Origin of the sequence: Mycobacterium kubicae (assembly GCF_015689175.1) — a bacterium.
GTDB classification, from domain to species: domain Bacteria; phylum Actinomycetota; class Actinomycetes; order Mycobacteriales; family Mycobacteriaceae; genus Mycobacterium; species Mycobacterium kubicae.
In genome coordinates this window covers 4,661,764-4,676,152 of the sequence record NZ_CP065047.1, presented here as the reverse complement: position 1 = coordinate 4,676,152, position 14,389 = coordinate 4,661,764, and the positions used below count along the sequence as shown (strand labels likewise).

At 66.6% G+C, this 14,389-nt stretch carries 12 protein-coding genes and 3 pseudogenes; 7 read left to right on the top strand and 8 right to left on the bottom strand.

Going from position 1 to position 14,389, the window contains the following annotated elements; genetic code table 11:
- Positions 1–65: 65 nt before the first annotated feature.
- Entirely contained in the window at positions 66–983 is a 918-nt protein-coding gene (locus tag I2456_RS21770; RefSeq protein WP_085073065.1) for an SAM-dependent methyltransferase, read from the bottom strand.
- 54 nt (positions 984–1,037) lie between these two features.
- On the opposite strand from I2456_RS21770, the pseudogene I2456_RS21765 reads away from it, so the two are divergent.
- Positions 1,038–1,855 (top strand): annotated as a pseudogene (locus I2456_RS21765) (enoyl-CoA hydratase/isomerase family protein).
- Between the two features lie 60 nt (positions 1,856–1,915).
- Here the strand turns inward: I2456_RS21765 and I2456_RS21760 are convergent.
- The 4 genes from I2456_RS21760 to I2456_RS21745 form a co-directional block, all read right to left on the bottom strand.
- Positions 1,916–2,782, bottom strand: coding sequence for an LLM class flavin-dependent oxidoreductase (locus tag I2456_RS21760; protein WP_085073038.1), 867 nt, complete (start codon positions 2,780–2,782; stop codon positions 1,916–1,918).
- Positions 2,783–2,791: 9 nt separating this feature from the next.
- On the bottom strand, positions 2,792–3,556 hold the full coding sequence (locus tag I2456_RS21755) for an STAS domain-containing protein (protein WP_085073039.1): 765 nt from the start codon (positions 3,554–3,556) through the stop codon (positions 2,792–2,794).
- 328 nt (positions 3,557–3,884) lie between these two features.
- Complete coding sequence (locus I2456_RS21750) at positions 3,885–5,075, bottom strand: DUF4873 domain-containing protein (protein ID WP_085073040.1); 1,191 nt, start codon at positions 5,073–5,075, stop codon at positions 3,885–3,887.
- On the bottom strand, positions 5,072–5,977 hold the full coding sequence (locus I2456_RS21745; protein ID WP_068157093.1) for an AurF N-oxygenase family protein: 906 nt from the start codon (positions 5,975–5,977) through the stop codon (positions 5,072–5,074). The genes I2456_RS21750 and I2456_RS21745 overlap by 4 nt, the downstream gene beginning before the upstream one ends.
- Positions 5,978–6,086: 109 nt before the next feature.
- Between I2456_RS21745 and cobF the strand changes: the two genes are divergently transcribed.
- The 5 genes and pseudogenes from cobF (at position 6,087) to I2456_RS21725 (ending at position 8,949) form a co-directional block, all read left to right on the top strand.
- On the top strand, positions 6,087–6,830 hold the full coding sequence (gene cobF / locus I2456_RS21740; protein ID WP_068157089.1) for a precorrin-6A synthase (deacetylating): 744 nt from the start codon (positions 6,087–6,089) through the stop codon (positions 6,828–6,830).
- 144 nt (positions 6,831–6,974) lie between these two features.
- Positions 6,975–7,271, top strand: a pseudogene (locus I2456_RS21735) (PE family protein); the annotation flags it as partial.
- Positions 7,272–7,319: 48 nt separating this feature from the next.
- Positions 7,320–7,514, top strand: a pseudogene (locus tag I2456_RS28675) (DNA-formamidopyrimidine glycosylase family protein); the annotation flags it as partial.
- Positions 7,515–7,712: 198 nt separating this feature from the next.
- Complete coding sequence (locus I2456_RS28670) at positions 7,713–8,183, top strand: zinc finger domain-containing protein (protein WP_241008020.1); 471 nt, start codon at positions 7,713–7,715, stop codon at positions 8,181–8,183.
- Between the two features lie 16 nt (positions 8,184–8,199).
- Positions 8,200–8,949 (top strand): SDR family oxidoreductase, encoded by a 750-nt coding sequence (locus I2456_RS21725; RefSeq protein ID WP_085073042.1) that lies wholly within the window; start codon positions 8,200–8,202, stop codon positions 8,947–8,949.
- An 88-nt stretch (positions 8,950–9,037) separates the two neighbouring features.
- Here I2456_RS21725 and pgi read toward each other — a convergent pair whose 3' ends face one another.
- Positions 9,038–10,702, bottom strand: a complete 1,665-nt coding sequence (gene pgi / locus I2456_RS21720; RefSeq protein ID WP_085073043.1) for a glucose-6-phosphate isomerase — start codon at positions 10,700–10,702, stop codon at positions 9,038–9,040.
- A gap of 62 nt (positions 10,703–10,764) precedes the next feature.
- Entirely contained in the window at positions 10,765–11,079 is a 315-nt protein-coding gene (locus I2456_RS21715) for a chorismate mutase (RefSeq protein WP_082952151.1), read from the bottom strand.
- A gap of 357 nt (positions 11,080–11,436) precedes the next feature.
- On the opposite strand from I2456_RS21715, the gene pcrA reads away from it, so the two are divergent.
- A complete protein-coding gene (gene pcrA, locus I2456_RS21710) occupies positions 11,437–13,767 on the top strand; it encodes a DNA helicase PcrA (RefSeq protein ID WP_085073044.1) in 2,331 nt (776 codons plus the stop codon).
- A gap of 10 nt (positions 13,768–13,777) precedes the next feature.
- Here pcrA and I2456_RS21705 read toward each other — a convergent pair whose 3' ends face one another.
- Positions 13,778–14,386 carry a hypothetical protein gene (locus tag I2456_RS21705; RefSeq protein WP_174814227.1) on the bottom strand — a complete coding sequence of 203 codons (609 nt, stop codon included), beginning with the start codon at positions 14,384–14,386 and terminating at the stop codon, positions 13,778–13,780.
- Positions 14,387–14,389 lie beyond the last annotated feature (3 nt).

Sequence of the window (14,389 nt, the reverse complement as noted above, 5' to 3'; positions counted from 1 at the left end):
GTTGTCGCTGTGAGGCGGGCACCTCGAACACAGCCCGGGTCAGGGACCGCTGTGACGGTTGTGATCTAGGCTCGAACGGCTTTGACGAACTTCAGCCGGGGGGCCGGGCCCTGCTGGTCGGCGCCGACCACTTCGGGTAGTCCGGCAGTGGTGATCAGCTCGGCGTGCTCAAACGTCGAAGCCTGCCAACCGTGTGCGGCCAGGCGCGCGGCGACATCGGTGTGCTCGCCGGGGTAGGTCAAGCCGGCGATGTCCATGTCGAGTCCCTGAGCCTGCCAGCCGCGGGTCATCCGCCGCGACAGTTCTTGCGACTCGGGGGAGTTGTCGTTGAGCGTTCCGTAGTCGGCGGCGAACCGGCTGCCGGCGGCACTGAGCTCAACGACGTTGTCCAACAGCCGAACTTCGGCCGCCGGCGGCAGGAAGCCGATGAGTACCCCTTCAGCCAGCCACGCGGTCGGCTGGGTGGCGTCGAAGCCGGCCGCCCGCAGCGCGGCGGGCCAATCCTCGCGCAGGTCGATACCCACGGTGCGATGCTGCGTGGGGGCGACGGCACCGAGCTCGGCGACCGTCGCCGCCTTGAATGCGATCACCTCGGGCTGGTCGATTTCGTAGACGACCGTGCCCGCCGGCCAGGGCAGCCGGTAGGGGCGGGCATCGAGCCCGGAAGCCACGATCACCACCTGACGCACGCCCGCGGCACCGGCCTCGGCGAAGTAGCGGTCGAAGAACAGTGCGCGGGCGGCGAAGGTGTCGACGATCCGCGGAAACCCGACCTCGTTGCCGATCTCGTCGAGATCCACTTCACCGGCGGCCGCGCGGGTGAACACGTCCAGGCCCACCGCACGCACCAGTGGCTCGGCGAACTCATCGGTGATCACCGGGTGCGGCCGCCGGGTTGCGGCGGCCCGGGCGGCGGCGACCATGGTGGCGGTGGCTCCCACGCTGGTCGCCAGGTCCCAGCTGTCGTCTGCACTGCGTGCCATGCGTCCACGGTAGGCCGGGTCCCTGGAAATCTGCTGAGTCACTTACGGTGCGGTATGGCCTCCCAAGACAACGCAGTGCAACTGGAAGCTCTCGACGACGACATCGCCTTGGTCACCCTCAACCGGCCCCGGGTGTTGAACGCCATCGACGGATCGTTGATCCGCGGGATGGACGCCGCCTTGGACGCGCTGAGTGCGGGGGTGTATCGCGCCGCGATCCTCACCGGAGCCGGGCGCGGCTTCTGCGCCGGCGCGGACCTCAGCGGTACCGGCGAGGCGTGGGTCGACACCAAGCCGCACAGCCCGCGTTCAAAACCAATTACGACGCCCAGGTGCGACTGGCCGATCTGTACGTCCGGATGTACGAACTGCCCATCCCGGTGATCGCGGCGGTCAACGGCGTCGCCGTCGGCGGCGGGCTGGCGTTCGCTTTGCACTGCGACATCCGGATCGGTTCGGACAACGCCAGGTTCGGCTCGGTGTTCATCAAGGCCGGCTACTCATCGATGGATATGGGCACCAGTTATCTGCTGCCCAAGATCGTCGGCGCCGGTGTGGCGCGGGAGCTGATGCTGACCGGTCGCATCATCGACGCCGCCGAGGCGTACCGGATCAAGCTGGTGCACGAAGTCGTCGCACCCGATGACCTGATCGCGGCCGCGCGGGCCAAGGCGCGAGAGATCGCCGATAACAACGCCTTTGGCGTGTGGCAGACCAAGATTGGCCTCAACGCGGCTCTGGATGCGCCCAGTCTGCGGCATGCGATCGAGATCGAGAACCGCACTCAGATCCTCACCGGCTTCACCAACAACCCGACCGAGGCCGCCCAGGCCCATCGGGAAAAGCGCCCGCCGGTGTGGGATCAACTGTGACGGCCGTTGACCCAGTGAGCGTCCACGGCTCCGAGCGTGCGCACATCCGCCGCCCGGCGCTTACACTTTCGCGATCACGTTCTCGGCGAACATCTCCAAGTTACGGATCTTGGTCTCCAGCGATTCGGTGTCCTGGCCCATGATGTAAGGGATGCGGAAGCCGACGATGACATCGGTGACGCCCTTGTCTTCCAGACGTTTGACGCCGTCGACGGTGAAGCCGTCCACCGAGATGACATGGATCTCGAAGGGCCCGGTCCGGCCTTCTTCTTCGCGAAATTGCTTGAGCCGGGCGATGAGCCGGTCGAGTTCCTGCGGATCCCCGCCGCCGTGCATCCAGCCGTCATTGCGGGCCGCGCGCCGTAGCGCGGCATCGGCATGGCCGCCGATCAGAACCGGGATCGGCTCGGTGGGAGCCGGCGTCATCTTCGTCTTGGGGATGTCGTAGAACTCCCCGTGGAATTCGAAGTAGTCGCCGGTGGTCAGACCTTTGATGATCTCGATGCACTCGTCGATCCGCTTGCCGCGCTTGGCGAATGGGACACCGAGCAGCTCGTAGTCCTCCGGCCATGGGCTGGTGCCCACGCCGAAGCCCACCCGGTTGCCGATCAGCGCGGCCAACGACCCCACTTGCTTGGCCACCAGGGCCGGCGGCCGGATGGGTAACTTGAGGACGAAGAAGTTGAACCGCAACTTCGTCGTCACCGCGCCCAAAGCGGCTGTCAGAACAAAGGTTTCGATGAACGCCTTGCCGTCGAGGAATTCACGGTTGCCGTCGGGGGTGTACGAATACTTCGAATCCGACTCGAACGGGTAGGCAATGCTGTCGGGAATCGTCATGCCGTGATAGCCGGCCGCCTCGGCCGCTTGGGCCAGCGGGATGTAGTAGCGAAAGTCGGTCATCGCCTCGGCGTAGCTGAACCGCATCGCTTGAGACTACAGCTGGTTCTCCGGTCCGATGACGGCCCAGACCGTCTTGCCCGACGCGGTGGGCGTGCTACCCCAGGCGCGGGACAGCGCGTCGACGATCGCCAGACCCGAGACGTCGATGCCCTTGGGCGGCGATGCCAAGGGCACGGCGGGGGCGGTGCTGGCGTCGGCGACCGCGATGGTGGCGGTGGGCCCGTCGCATTCGACCCGCATCACCGGCTCACTGCCGGTGTGCTCGAGCACGTTTTCGATGAAGACGTTGACCACCACCAGCGCGACGGGGATCAGGCCGGGCTTCGACCAGTTGGTCAGCCACTCGCGAACCAGTTGGCGGGACTCGCGCAGGCTCGTGAGATTGGCCGGCAGCTTGGCCTGGGCGTGCCGGACCTTGCGCCGGGAGAGCCGGTCGACGGCTTTGACCGCGGCCTTCTCGGTCGGGTAGACGGGCATGAAGCGGGCAACGCCCTTGCCGGTGATCGCCTCGCGCGCCACGCGGTTGTTGCTGACCAACATGATCGGCACGTCGGGGCGGGTGTCGACGTGCCAGCGGGCGCCCAGCAACACCAGCCACGCCGTCTGGTCGGGAACCTGAAGCGAGCTGACGTCGACGATGACCGCCGACGGCAGGTCGACCGTCGCCTTCATGATGGCGTCGCGCAGTTCGGCGGAGTTGCTGGGTTCCAGCACACCCTCGGCCGTCAGCAGTACCACCGAATTCTCGGTGCGTGTGGAGATGGCGAGCGAACTCTGCGACTTGGCCACCGCGCTCACCGGCGCCGCCTTCGCCGTGGCGCGGGCGGCCGCAGGAGTGCGTTCAGCCGGCAAGTTTGTTCCCTCGTGTCGTCCGGAAGTTGCATCTCCCGCTCCTCGACTCCTGCCGGCACTGCTTCACCGATGCCGCCCCCTTCGGCGGCAGAGATTTCCATCTTGGGGGAATTGCCCTGTTTAGTCGAGCGCACGCGCGGGGCGCGACGACACAACTCTCCTGTCGCCTGCCCTCGAGCAAGCCATTTCGGGGTGATACCCACTTCCAGCGCTCGGTCAACATCGCGTGACGCGCCAAGCACTGTCGGCCAACGGACGAAGTGGCTGCCGCCGTTCAGCGGGCGTACGGCGGCGCTCCGACTCCGGCGACCGAATGGGTGCCCCACGGCGTTTCTTCCACGATGCGAGCCGGCGCACTGTGCGTGCCGATCGACAGCGTGGCCGCGCGTGTTTGTTTGAGCGACTCGGCCGGCAACCGGTCGAAAACCGTGCCCTGCCAGTGGTAATTGCCGTCGATCGGCTCCAGGCGGCCAGTCAGGCGCACGTTCACCGGCAGCCGGGCCCCCGCCAATTCGAGGGTGGCGGCGCCCTCGTAGGTGTCGTCGAACTCAGGGGCGCTGGACGACAGGTCGAACGCGGACGCGAGCGCTGGGGGCTGGGCGGGCCGGAGTTGAGCCCGCTCGTTGAACACCTGTTCGCTGCTGCGGCGCACTTCGATGCGGCTGCTGGTTGTGCGCGCCATGAGCTTTAAGCACTCGACGACGTAGCGGGTCTGCGCCTCGGAGTCGGGACCGGTGACGAAGAAGTAGTTGGGGAAGCCGTGCACCGCCACGCCGAAGAACGGCTCCATCCCGTCGTGCCACGCCTGGTGGATGCTCAATCCGCGGGCGCCGACCAGGGCGGTCTGGGCGCCCACGCGATACCCGGTGCCATAGATGATGGCGTCGGCGCGGTGCTCGACGCCGTCGCGGGTGCGGATGCCTGAGGGGGTGAGCGCCTCGATCGCCGTCCCCACCAACGACTGTTCGCCGGGGGGTACGGCCGCCGCGGTGCGCCTGAGGATTCGGTGCTTGACGCGGGTGGACCAGGACGGCATATCGGCGACGAATCGGCGCGGCGGGTGCGCGAACACGGTGACCGACGCGGCCGACCGGCTCAGCGAGCCAAGGCGGTGGCCGGCGGCCGAATCGGTGCCGATCACGGCGACGTGCTTGCCGGCTGGATCGAAGTCGGGGTTCCAGGACGCGGCGTGGCATGTCTGGCCCGCAAAAGTATTGCGGCCAGGGATATTCGGCGTCCACGGAACCAGCGGCGCCGCGGCGATGACGACACGCGCCTCGACCGTTTCTCCGTCGGCTGTGGTGAGGGTCCAGGTGTCGGTGTCGTCGGCGAAAACCGAACTGGCGACGTCCTTGCCGAGGACGTCGAACTCGGTGATGCCGGCTGTCCGCAGCGCCTCACCGGCATCCAGGGCAGCGCCGAGGACGACGATGCGCGACTGTGCCGGGCCGCGCGGTGGCGTCATAGAAACCTGCTGCGCTTCCAGCCGCGGCGCGCAATGGGGCCCAGCAATCCCACCTCCGTCAAAAACGCCGCCAGCGGGGCGAAGCCGGCCACCTGCACGTCGCGTCGGTGCGCGCTGGTGCGGGCGATGTGCCGTGCCCGCTTGGGATCCAGACCGGCGCGGGCATAGGGGATCGGGTTGCTGAACAGATAGTTGAAGAAGTAGCCGCCCAGCCCGTTGATGTTGGCCATGAACCACCGATTGACCCGCGGCATCTCGGCCACCCGTTTGCGGGCACCGTCGCGGGCGAACTGGATGTGGCGGGCTTCCTCCGTGACGTGAATCCGCATCAGCCGCTGGATCATTGGCTGCAGCTCAGGATCGTCCATCATCTGCCGTTGCAGGGAGTCGAAGATCTCTTCGCCGATCAGGGCGGCCACCCACAGCATCGAGCCGCGCTGAAACGCCAGCGGGAGCGCATTGATGATCATCCGGTGGAATCGCTTGGGGCGGACCGGCTTGGCGCCGATGCGCTCGATGGCCTTGCCGAACATGACCATGTGCCGCGTCTCGTCGCCGAGCTCGGTCAGCTTGTAATGCGTTGAGCGGCTGGTCGGGTCCTCGTGCAGGATGGTCCGCAACAGCGCCTGGTTGAGCATGTTCTCGAACCAGATGCCGGCCGACAGCGTGTTGACCAACTCCTGGCGGGACAGTTCGATCTGCTGCTCACGAGTCATCTCGTCCCACATCGGCGTGCCATACAAGGACACCAGCCGGGGCGGCAGGAAGAACTTGTCGGGATCCAGGGGAGCGTCCCAGTCGATGTCGACCACGGGCGCATAGGACTTCTTGAGCGAGCCCTTGAGCAGGCGATCGGAGAACTCTTCACGACTGGGCCCGCTTGGTCGCACCGCAGTGGTCATCGCTGGTGTCCCTTCAGCAGTTAGGGAGATCACACGAGGGTAAGACTCATGGTATCCAGTACCCGCGGTTCCGCATAGAGCTTTTGCGATCTCAATTAGGTTGGGCCGCATGGGCCGGCACATCCACGTCATCGGCATCGGCGCTGGCGACCCCGACTACGTGACAGTCCAGGCGATCGAGGCGCTCAACGACACCCAGGTGTTCTTCGCGATGGACAAGGGTGCGGCTAAAAGCGACCTGGTAGCGCTGCGCCAGCACATCTGCGCGCGGTTCATCCGGGAGCCGGGGTACCGGTTCGTCGAGTTACCCGATCCGCAGCGGTCCACCGACGGCGAATACCGGCAAGCGGTGTCCGACTGGCATGCGGCGCGGGCCCGGGTGTGGGCGGCGGCCATTTCCTCCGAGCTCGGCGAAGAAGGAGTGGGTGCCTTTCTGGCCTGGGGTGACCCGTCGCTGTATGACAGCACGCTGCGCATCTTGGCGGCGGTGGCCGCCGAGGTGGAGTTCAGCTACGACGTCATTCCGGGGATCACCGCGGTGCAGGCACTGACGGCGCGGCATCGCATTCCGCTCAACGACGTGGGCGAACCGGTGCTGATCACCACCGGCAGACAATTGCGGGCCCAGGGCCTCTCGGGTTCGGCGGTGGTGATGCTCGATGCCGACTGCTCGTTTCAGACGTGCCCGCCCGACACGCTGATCTGGTGGGGCGCCTATCTGGGTACCGAGGACGAACTGCTGGTGTCCGGCACGGTCGGTGAGGTGGGCGCCCGCATAGCCGCGCTGCGCGCTGAGGCGCGCGACCGGCACGGCTGGATTATGGATACCTATCTCCTGCGCCTGCCTGGTTGAGAGTGTCGGCGGTCTGTAAAGACGGACCTGTGCAGAACAAGTGCATGAACCATCGTCCGCTACGGGCTAGTATTCATTTCGGTACAACAGTGCCTATTGCAACTGGCGGTAGTGGGGGCCTATCGCACTGTCGGAAGGTTCCCAATGTCGTGGATGAACGCAGTCCCTGACCACGTGGCTGCCGCGGCCAACGATCTGGCGAGCATTGGTTCGAGCCTCAGCGCGGCCAACTCCTCGGCCGCCTTCCCCACCAGCGCGGTAGTAGCTCCCGGCGGCGACGAGGTCTCGGCCGTCATTGCGGCACTGTTCGGCGCGCACGCGCAGGCCTATCAGGAGCTCAGCGCCCAGGCTGCATCGTTCCATCAGCAGTTCGTCCAGGCCATGACGGGCGGCGCGGCTCAGTACGCCGCGGCCGAAGCGCGCAACGCGACGCCGCTGCAATAGGCGGCCGGTCTAGCCGGGCCGCGCTGGGATCGGCAGACTGAATAGGTGCCCGAACTCCCCGAGGTCGAAGCGCTGGTCGACCACCTGCGGCGCCACGCCGTCGGCCTGACCGTCGGCCGCGTCGATGTCACCGCCCTGTCGGTGCTGAAGACCTTCGATCCGCCGGTCCACGCCCTGCACGGCCAGACCGTCGTCGGGGCGCAGCGGTGGGGTAAGTACCTGGGTCTGCAAGCCGGTGAGTTGTGGCTGATCACCCACCTGTCGCGGGCGGGTTGGCTGCGCTGGTCGGACAAGCTGGCGGCCGCGCCGCTGCGCCCGGGCAAGGGGCCGATCGCGCTGCGCGTGCACCTCGGCACTCCCGGCGATGCCCCGGGCTTCGACCTGACCGAAGCTGGGACGCAGAAGCGGCTGGCGGTCTGGCTGGTCACCGATCCGCTCCTGGTCCCGCAAATCGCCGCGCTCGGACCCGACGCGCTGGAACTGGGGCCCGACGACCTGGCCCAGATTCTGGCCGGCAACACCGGCCGCATCAAGACCGTCATCACCGATCAGAAGGTGATCGCCGGCATCGGTAACGCCTACAGCGACGAGATCTTGCATGTCGCGCGCATCTCGCCGTTCGCCACGGCAGGGAAGCTGACCGAAAAACAGCTGCTGACCCTGCACGACGCGATGATCACGGTGCTCACCGACGCGGTCAGCCGGTCCGTCGGTCAGGGGGCCGCCACCCTGAAAGGCGAGAAGCGTTCCGGGCTGCGAGTCCACGCCCGCACCGGGCTGCCCTGCCCGGTCTGCGGTGACACGGTGCGCGAAGTGTCATTTGCTGACAAGTCTTTTCAGTACTGCCCCACCTGCCAGACCGGCGGGAAAGTGCTGGCCGACCGGCGCATGTCGCGACTACTCAAGTAGTCGATATGCTGCCGGGGTGATTCGCCAGAAAATCCTGATCACCGGCGCAAGTTCCGGGCTGGGCGCCGGCATGGCCCGCGCGTTCGCCGCCAAAGGCCGTGACCTGGCGCTGTGCGCCCGCCGCACCGACCGGCTGGAAGAGCTCAAAGCCGAATTGGCGCAGAGTAACCCGTCGATCCGCATCGCGATCGCCGCGCTGGACGTCAACGACCACGAGCAAGTGCCAAAGGTGTTCGGCGAACTCAGGGACGAACTCGGTGGCATCGACCGGGTCATCGTCAACGCCGGCATCGGCAAGGGCGCCCGGCTGGGCTCGGGCAAGTTGTGGGCCAACAAGGCCACCATCGAGACCAATCTGGTGTCGGCTCTGGTGCAGATCGAAACCGCGCTGGAAATGTTCCACCAAAGCGGCTCGGGGCACTTGGTGCTCATCTCCTCGGTGCTCGGCCACAAGGGAGTGCCGGGCGTCAAAGCCGCCTATGCCGCAAGCAAAGCCGGTCTGAGCTCACTGGGTCAATCCCTGCACGCCGAATACGGCAAAGGCCCCATCAGGGTCTCGACCATCGAGCCCGGCTATATCGAGTCGGAGATGACGGCCAGGACTGCCAACACAATGCTGATGGTGGACAACGAGACTGGCGTCAAGGCGCTCGTCGACGCCATCGAACGCGAGCCCGGCCGGGCCGCGGTGCCGTGGTGGCCGTGGGCGCCGCTGGTGCAGCTGGTGCGCATGCTGCCCCCACCGCTGACCAAGCGGTTCTCCTAGGCCCCCCACTCCCTGGGACGCGAGCGTGCGTGTCGGTACGCGACACGCCGGCCAAGAGCGTGCAACTGCGCACGCTCGCCGCCGATGGCTAACTGGCGCGGCCTCGTTCGGTGCGGTAGCGGCGCACCAGCGCGTCGGTGGAGCTGTCCGACTGCTGCTCCGGCGCGTCGTCGCTGGTGATCACCGGCAGCAACGCCTTGGCCTGAGTCTTACCCAGTTCCACGCCCCACTGGTCGAACGAGTCGATGCCCCAGATGACGCCCTCGGTGAACACCTGATGTTCGTAGAGGGCGACCAACTGCCCGAGCACCGACGGCGTCAGCCGGTTGGCCAGAATCGAAGTGGTGGGCCGGTTTCCGGGCATCACCTTGTGCGGCACGACATCTTCCGGGGTGTCCTCGGCGGCGATCTCCTCGGCGGTCTTGCCGAACGCCAACACTTGAGTTTGGGCGAAGAAGTTGCTCATCAGCAAGTCGTGCATGCTGCCGGTTCCCTCTGCGGTCGGCAGGTCGTCCAGCGGCTGGCTGAACGCGATGAAATCGGCCGGCACCAAACGTGTTCCCTGGTGCAGCAATTGGTAGAAGGCGTGCTGGCCGTTGGTTCCCGGTTCGCCCCAGAAGATTTCGCCGGTGTCGGTGACGACCGGGGAGCCGTCGGCGCGGGTCGACTTGCCATTGGACTCCATGGTCAGCTGCTGCAGATAGGCGGCGAAGCGGGCCAGGTCGTTCGAATACGGCAACACCGCGCGTGATTGCGCGTCGAAGAAGTTGGAATACCACAGGCCGATAAGGCCGAGCAGCACAGGCGCGTTGGACTCCAGCGGAGTGTTCTTGAAGTGCTCGTCGACGATGTGAAAACCAGACAGGAAGTCGGCGAAGGCTTCTCGTCCGATGACGGCCATCACCGACAGCCCGATGGCCGAATCGACCGAATACCGCCCGCCGACCCAGTCCCAGAACCCGAACATGTTGTCGGTGTTGATGCCGAACTCGTCGACCAGTCGCCGGTTGGTCGATACCGCGACGAAGTGCTTGGCCACCGCATTGTCACCGAGGGCATCGGTCAGCCAGCGGCGGGCTGCCGTCGCGTTGGTCAACGTCTCCAGGGTGGAGAACGTCTTCGAGGCGACGATGAAAAGCGTTGTGGCAGGGTCCAAGTCGGCTAAGGTCGCGACCAGGTCGGCGGGATCGACGTTGGAGACAAAGCGTGCTGAGATGCCCGCATCGGCGTAGTGGCGCAGCGCCTGGTACACCATCACCGGGCCCAGGTCGGACCCGCCGATGCCGATGTTGACGACGGTCTTGATGCGCTCCCCGGTGGCGCCGGTCCATTCGCCGCTGCGCAGGCGGTCGGTGAAGTCGCCCATCGCGTCGAGCACCTCGTGGACTTCCTTGACGACGTTGGTCCCGTCGACGTCCAACTGCACATCGCGCGGCAACCGCAGCGCGGTGTGCAGCACCGCGCGGTCCTCGGAGGTGTTGATGTGCTCGCCGGCGAACATGGCGTCGCGGTGCTGCTCCAACTCGGCGGCCCGGGCCAGATCGACGAGAAGGCCGATGGTCTCACGGGTGATGCGGTGTTTGCTGTAGTCGATGTAGAGGTCACCGACGGTGACCGTGAGTTCGCGTCCGCGCTCTGGATCGTCGTCGAAGAACTGCCGCAGGTGGGTTTCCCCGATCTGTTCGTGATGCCTGCGCAGGGCGTCCCACGCCGGGGTGGCGGTGATGTCAGGGATTGATCGCACGGAGGTCATGGTTCGACCCTAATCCTGTGCCGGTGCGTCGGCTCGGGCGTGGGCCCCGGCCGTTACCCAGATCAGTGGCCGAGCCGGCCCCGGCCCAACCGCAACAGCAGCATCGCCAGATCCTTGCCTTCCGGACCCAGCTCGCTGTAGCGCTCGATGACTTTCATCTCGCGGCTGTGCACCAGCCGGGTGCCGCCGGAGGCCATCCGAACCTTGCCGATGGCCCGGGAGACTTCCGCGCGTCGCTTCACGGCAGCCAGGATTTCGGCGTCCAACCGGTCGATCTCCGCACGCAATTCGTCGATGCCGAGTTCTTGGCCTTCGAGGGTCTCAGTGTTCATCTCTGCTAACTCCGCGTTCTCGTGAGGTGGGGGGTCTGGTCTCATCCGGTTCGGGCCTCACACAAGAGACGAGCCCCGTATCCGGAAGCGGACCACGGGGCTCTGCGAAAGCAGCTAGACCACGGGCACCGCTGGTCGGTACCCGTAGAAAAATCGGGGCTGCGTGTTGAGCACGAAACGAGTGTGCCACCGACGGCTGTGCCCGCGCAAAAAACTCGGAGAAATCGGTCCAGCTCGCGGCCGTGTGCGGCGCGGTGGTGTCGCTGCCCGGCGGGCACATGGGGCACGACCTCCCGCGGCGCTGCAAGCGACCGCTGTGACGGGGAAGTTCCGCACCACGCCGCGGGCAACGTGGCCAACCGCGGCCCTGTCGTCGGTGCGCAGCGGTAAGTTTGGACAGACATGAGTGTGCACGCAACCGAAGCCAGGTCCGACGCAGACCAACTGCTCGAAGGCCTCAATCCGCAACAGCGCCAGGCGGTCGTCCATCAAGGATCGCCGCTGCTGATCGTCGCCGGCGCCGGATCGGGCAAGACGGCCGTGCTGACCCGGCGCATCGCGTATCTGATCGCGGCGCGCGGAGTGGGCGTCGGCCAGATCCTGGCCATCACCTTCACCAACAAGGCCGCCGCCGAGATGCGTGAACGCGTGGTCAGCCTGGTCGGCAACCGCGCCCGCTACATGTGGGTGTCGACGTTCCATTCCAGCTGCGTGCGCATCCTGCGCAACCAGGCGTCGCTGATCGAGGGCCTCAACTCCAACTTCTCGATCTATGACGCCGACGATTCGCGGCGGTTGCTGCAGATGATCGGCCGGGACATGGGCCTGGACATCAAGCGGTTCTCGCCGCGACTGCTGGCCAACGCGATCTCCAACCTGAAGAACGAGCTGATCGACCCGCATCAGGCGCTGGCCGACTTGACCGACGACTCCGACGAGCTGGCCCGCACGGTGGCCTCCGTCTTCGCCGAGTACCAGCGCAGGCTGCGGGCGGCCAACGCGCTGGACTTCGACGACCTCATCGGCGAAACCGTGGCCGTGCTGCAGAACTTCCCGGAGATCGCGCAGTACTACCGGCGCCGCTTCCGCCATGTGCTGGTCGACGAGTATCAGGACACCAACCACGCCCAGTACATGCTGGTACGCGAATTAGTCGGACATGGGTCCGGAGAATCCTCCGACGACGTCCCGCCGGCCGAACTGTGCGTCGTCGGGGACGCCGACCAGTCGATCTACGCTTTCCGCGGCGCCACCATCCGCAACATCGAAGACTTCGAACGCGACTATCCCGACGCCACAACGATTTTGCTCGAGCAGAACTACCGCTCGACGCAAAACATCCTGTCCGCGGCCAACTCGGTGATCGCCCGCAACGCCGGACGCCGGGAGAAACGGCTGTGGACCGACGCCGGCAAGGGTGAACTGATCGTCGGTTACGTCGCCGACAACGAGCACGACGAGGCCAGGTTCGTGGCCGAAGAGATCGACGCGTTAGCCGAACGCGGCGAGATCACCTACAACGACGTGGCGGTGTTCTACCGCACCAACAACTCGTCGCGGTCGCTGGAAGAAGTGTTCATCCGCGCCGGTATTCCGTACAAAGTCGTTGGGGGAGTGCGCTTCTACGAGCGCAAGGAGATCCGCGACATCGTCGCCTACCTGCGCGTGCTGGACAACCCCGGCGACGCGGTCAGCATGCGGCGCATCCTCAACACGCCGCGGCGCGGCATCGGCGATCGGGCCGAGGCGTGCGTGGCGGTGTACGCCGAGAACACCGGGGCCAGCTTCGCCGACGCGCTGCAGGCTGCCGCCGAAGGCAAAGTGCCGATGCTCAACAGCCGCGCGGAGAAGGCGATTGCGGGCTTCGTCGAGATCCTCGACGAACTGCGCGGGCGCCTCGACGACGACTTGGGTGAACTGGTCGAGGCGGTACTCGAACGCAGCGGGTACCGCCGAGAACTGGAGTCGTCGACCGATCCGCAGGAGCTGGCGCGGCTGGACAACCTCAACGAATTGGTCAGCGTCGCACACGAATTCAGCACCGACCAAGCCAACATCGCGGCCGCGCTCGCGGAGACGCAGGACGCCCCGGTCGACGAGGACGTCCCGGACACCGGAACCCTGGCCGCCTTCCTGGAGCGGGTGTCGCTGGTCGCCGACACCGACGACATTCCCGAGCACGGCTCCGGCGTGGTGACGCTCATGACGCTGCACACCGCCAAGGGGTTGGAGTTCCCCGTCGTGTTCGTGACCGGCTGGGAGGACGGCATGTTCCCGCACATGCGGGCGCTCGACGATCCGCTGGAGCTCTCCGAGGAGCGGCGGCTGGCTTACGTCGGCATCACCCGGGCCCGACAACGGCTGTATCTGACCAGGGCCATCGTCCGCTCCTCCTGGGGCCAGCCGATGCTCAACCCGGAATCGCGGTTCCTGCTGGAGATCCCGCAAGAGTTGATCGAGTGGCGGCGCACCGCGCCGAAGCCGTCGTTCAGCGCGCCGGTCAGTGGCGCCGGGCGGTTCGGCACACCGCGGGTGGCCCCGACGCGCTCGGGGGCCAGCAAGCGTCCCATGTTGGTGCTGTCACCCGGTGATCGGGTGACGCACGACAAGTACGGCCTGGGCCGCGTCGAGGAAGTGTCCGGGGTGGGGGAGTCGGCGATGTCGCTGATCGACTTCGGCAGCGCCGGACGGGTGAAGTTGATGCACAACCACGCTCCGGTCAGCAAGCTGTGACCAGCGCCGGCTAAGACTCCTGCGATACCCAGCGGTTGGTCTGCGGATGCAATGCCAAGGCCACGCTGGCAATCGGCAGCACCGGCAGCAGGTACACCAGCCAGGCCACACGCGCGCCCGCGATGAACACCCCGCCGTAGGTCAGCAGCGCCACCACCGCGCCCGCCACGATCAGATAGCGCCCGATCGGGCGGTGCAACAACAAGGCGATCACGCCGGAGATGGTCGCTATGGCGAAGACCAGGGCAAGGAATCCGACCGCCACACAAAATAACCGGTCGCTGCGCCACCACCCGGCGATCAGGTCGGTGGCCACCACCGATGTGCTCCACCCGCTGACGATGCCGACCGCGCAGGCGGCGACGGCCGTGGCGGCGCGCGGCTCGTCATGGAGCACGCTGGGCAGCGGCGGGAGCTGCGGCACCCGCGTGGTAGGCGGTAAAGCCGATGCCCGAGTGGGCATTTGTGTGGTCGCGGTGTCAGCGATCGGCGGCAGCGGCCCGGTGGGTGCGCGCCGGATGATGCGGGTCCGTGCTTCCGAGGGTGTCGAGGTGGGCTCGGAGGCCGAGGTGGGCTCGGAGGTGTTCTCGCGCGCAGGGGGGTCGCTCGGCGCGGTCACCGG

Bases quoted from the DNA above. Each gene is read 5' to 3' on its own strand.
- cobF (WP_068157089.1), top strand. From the start codon at position 6,087: ATGGGCCGGCACATCCACGTCATCGGCATCGGCGCTGGCGACCCCGAC.
- I2456_RS21715 (WP_082952151.1), bottom strand. From the start codon at position 11,079: ATGAGACCAGACCCCCCACCTCACGAGAACGCGGAGTTAGCAGAGATG.
- I2456_RS21760 (WP_085073038.1), bottom strand. From the start codon at position 2,782: ATGCGGTTCAGCTACGCCGAGGCGATGACCGACTTTCGCTACTACATC.
- pgi (WP_085073043.1), bottom strand. From the start codon at position 10,702: ATGACCTCCGTGCGATCAATCCCTGACATCACCGCCACCCCGGCGTGG.
- pcrA (WP_085073044.1), top strand. From the start codon at position 11,437: ATGAGTGTGCACGCAACCGAAGCCAGGTCCGACGCAGACCAACTGCTC.
- I2456_RS21770 (WP_085073065.1), bottom strand. From the start codon at position 983: ATGGCACGCAGTGCAGACGACAGCTGGGACCTGGCGACCAGCGTGGGA.
- I2456_RS21750 (WP_085073040.1), bottom strand. From the start codon at position 5,075: ATGACGCCACCGCGCGGCCCGGCACAGTCGCGCATCGTCGTCCTCGGC.
- I2456_RS21745 (WP_068157093.1), bottom strand. From the start codon at position 5,977: ATGACCACTGCGGTGCGACCAAGCGGGCCCAGTCGTGAAGAGTTCTCC.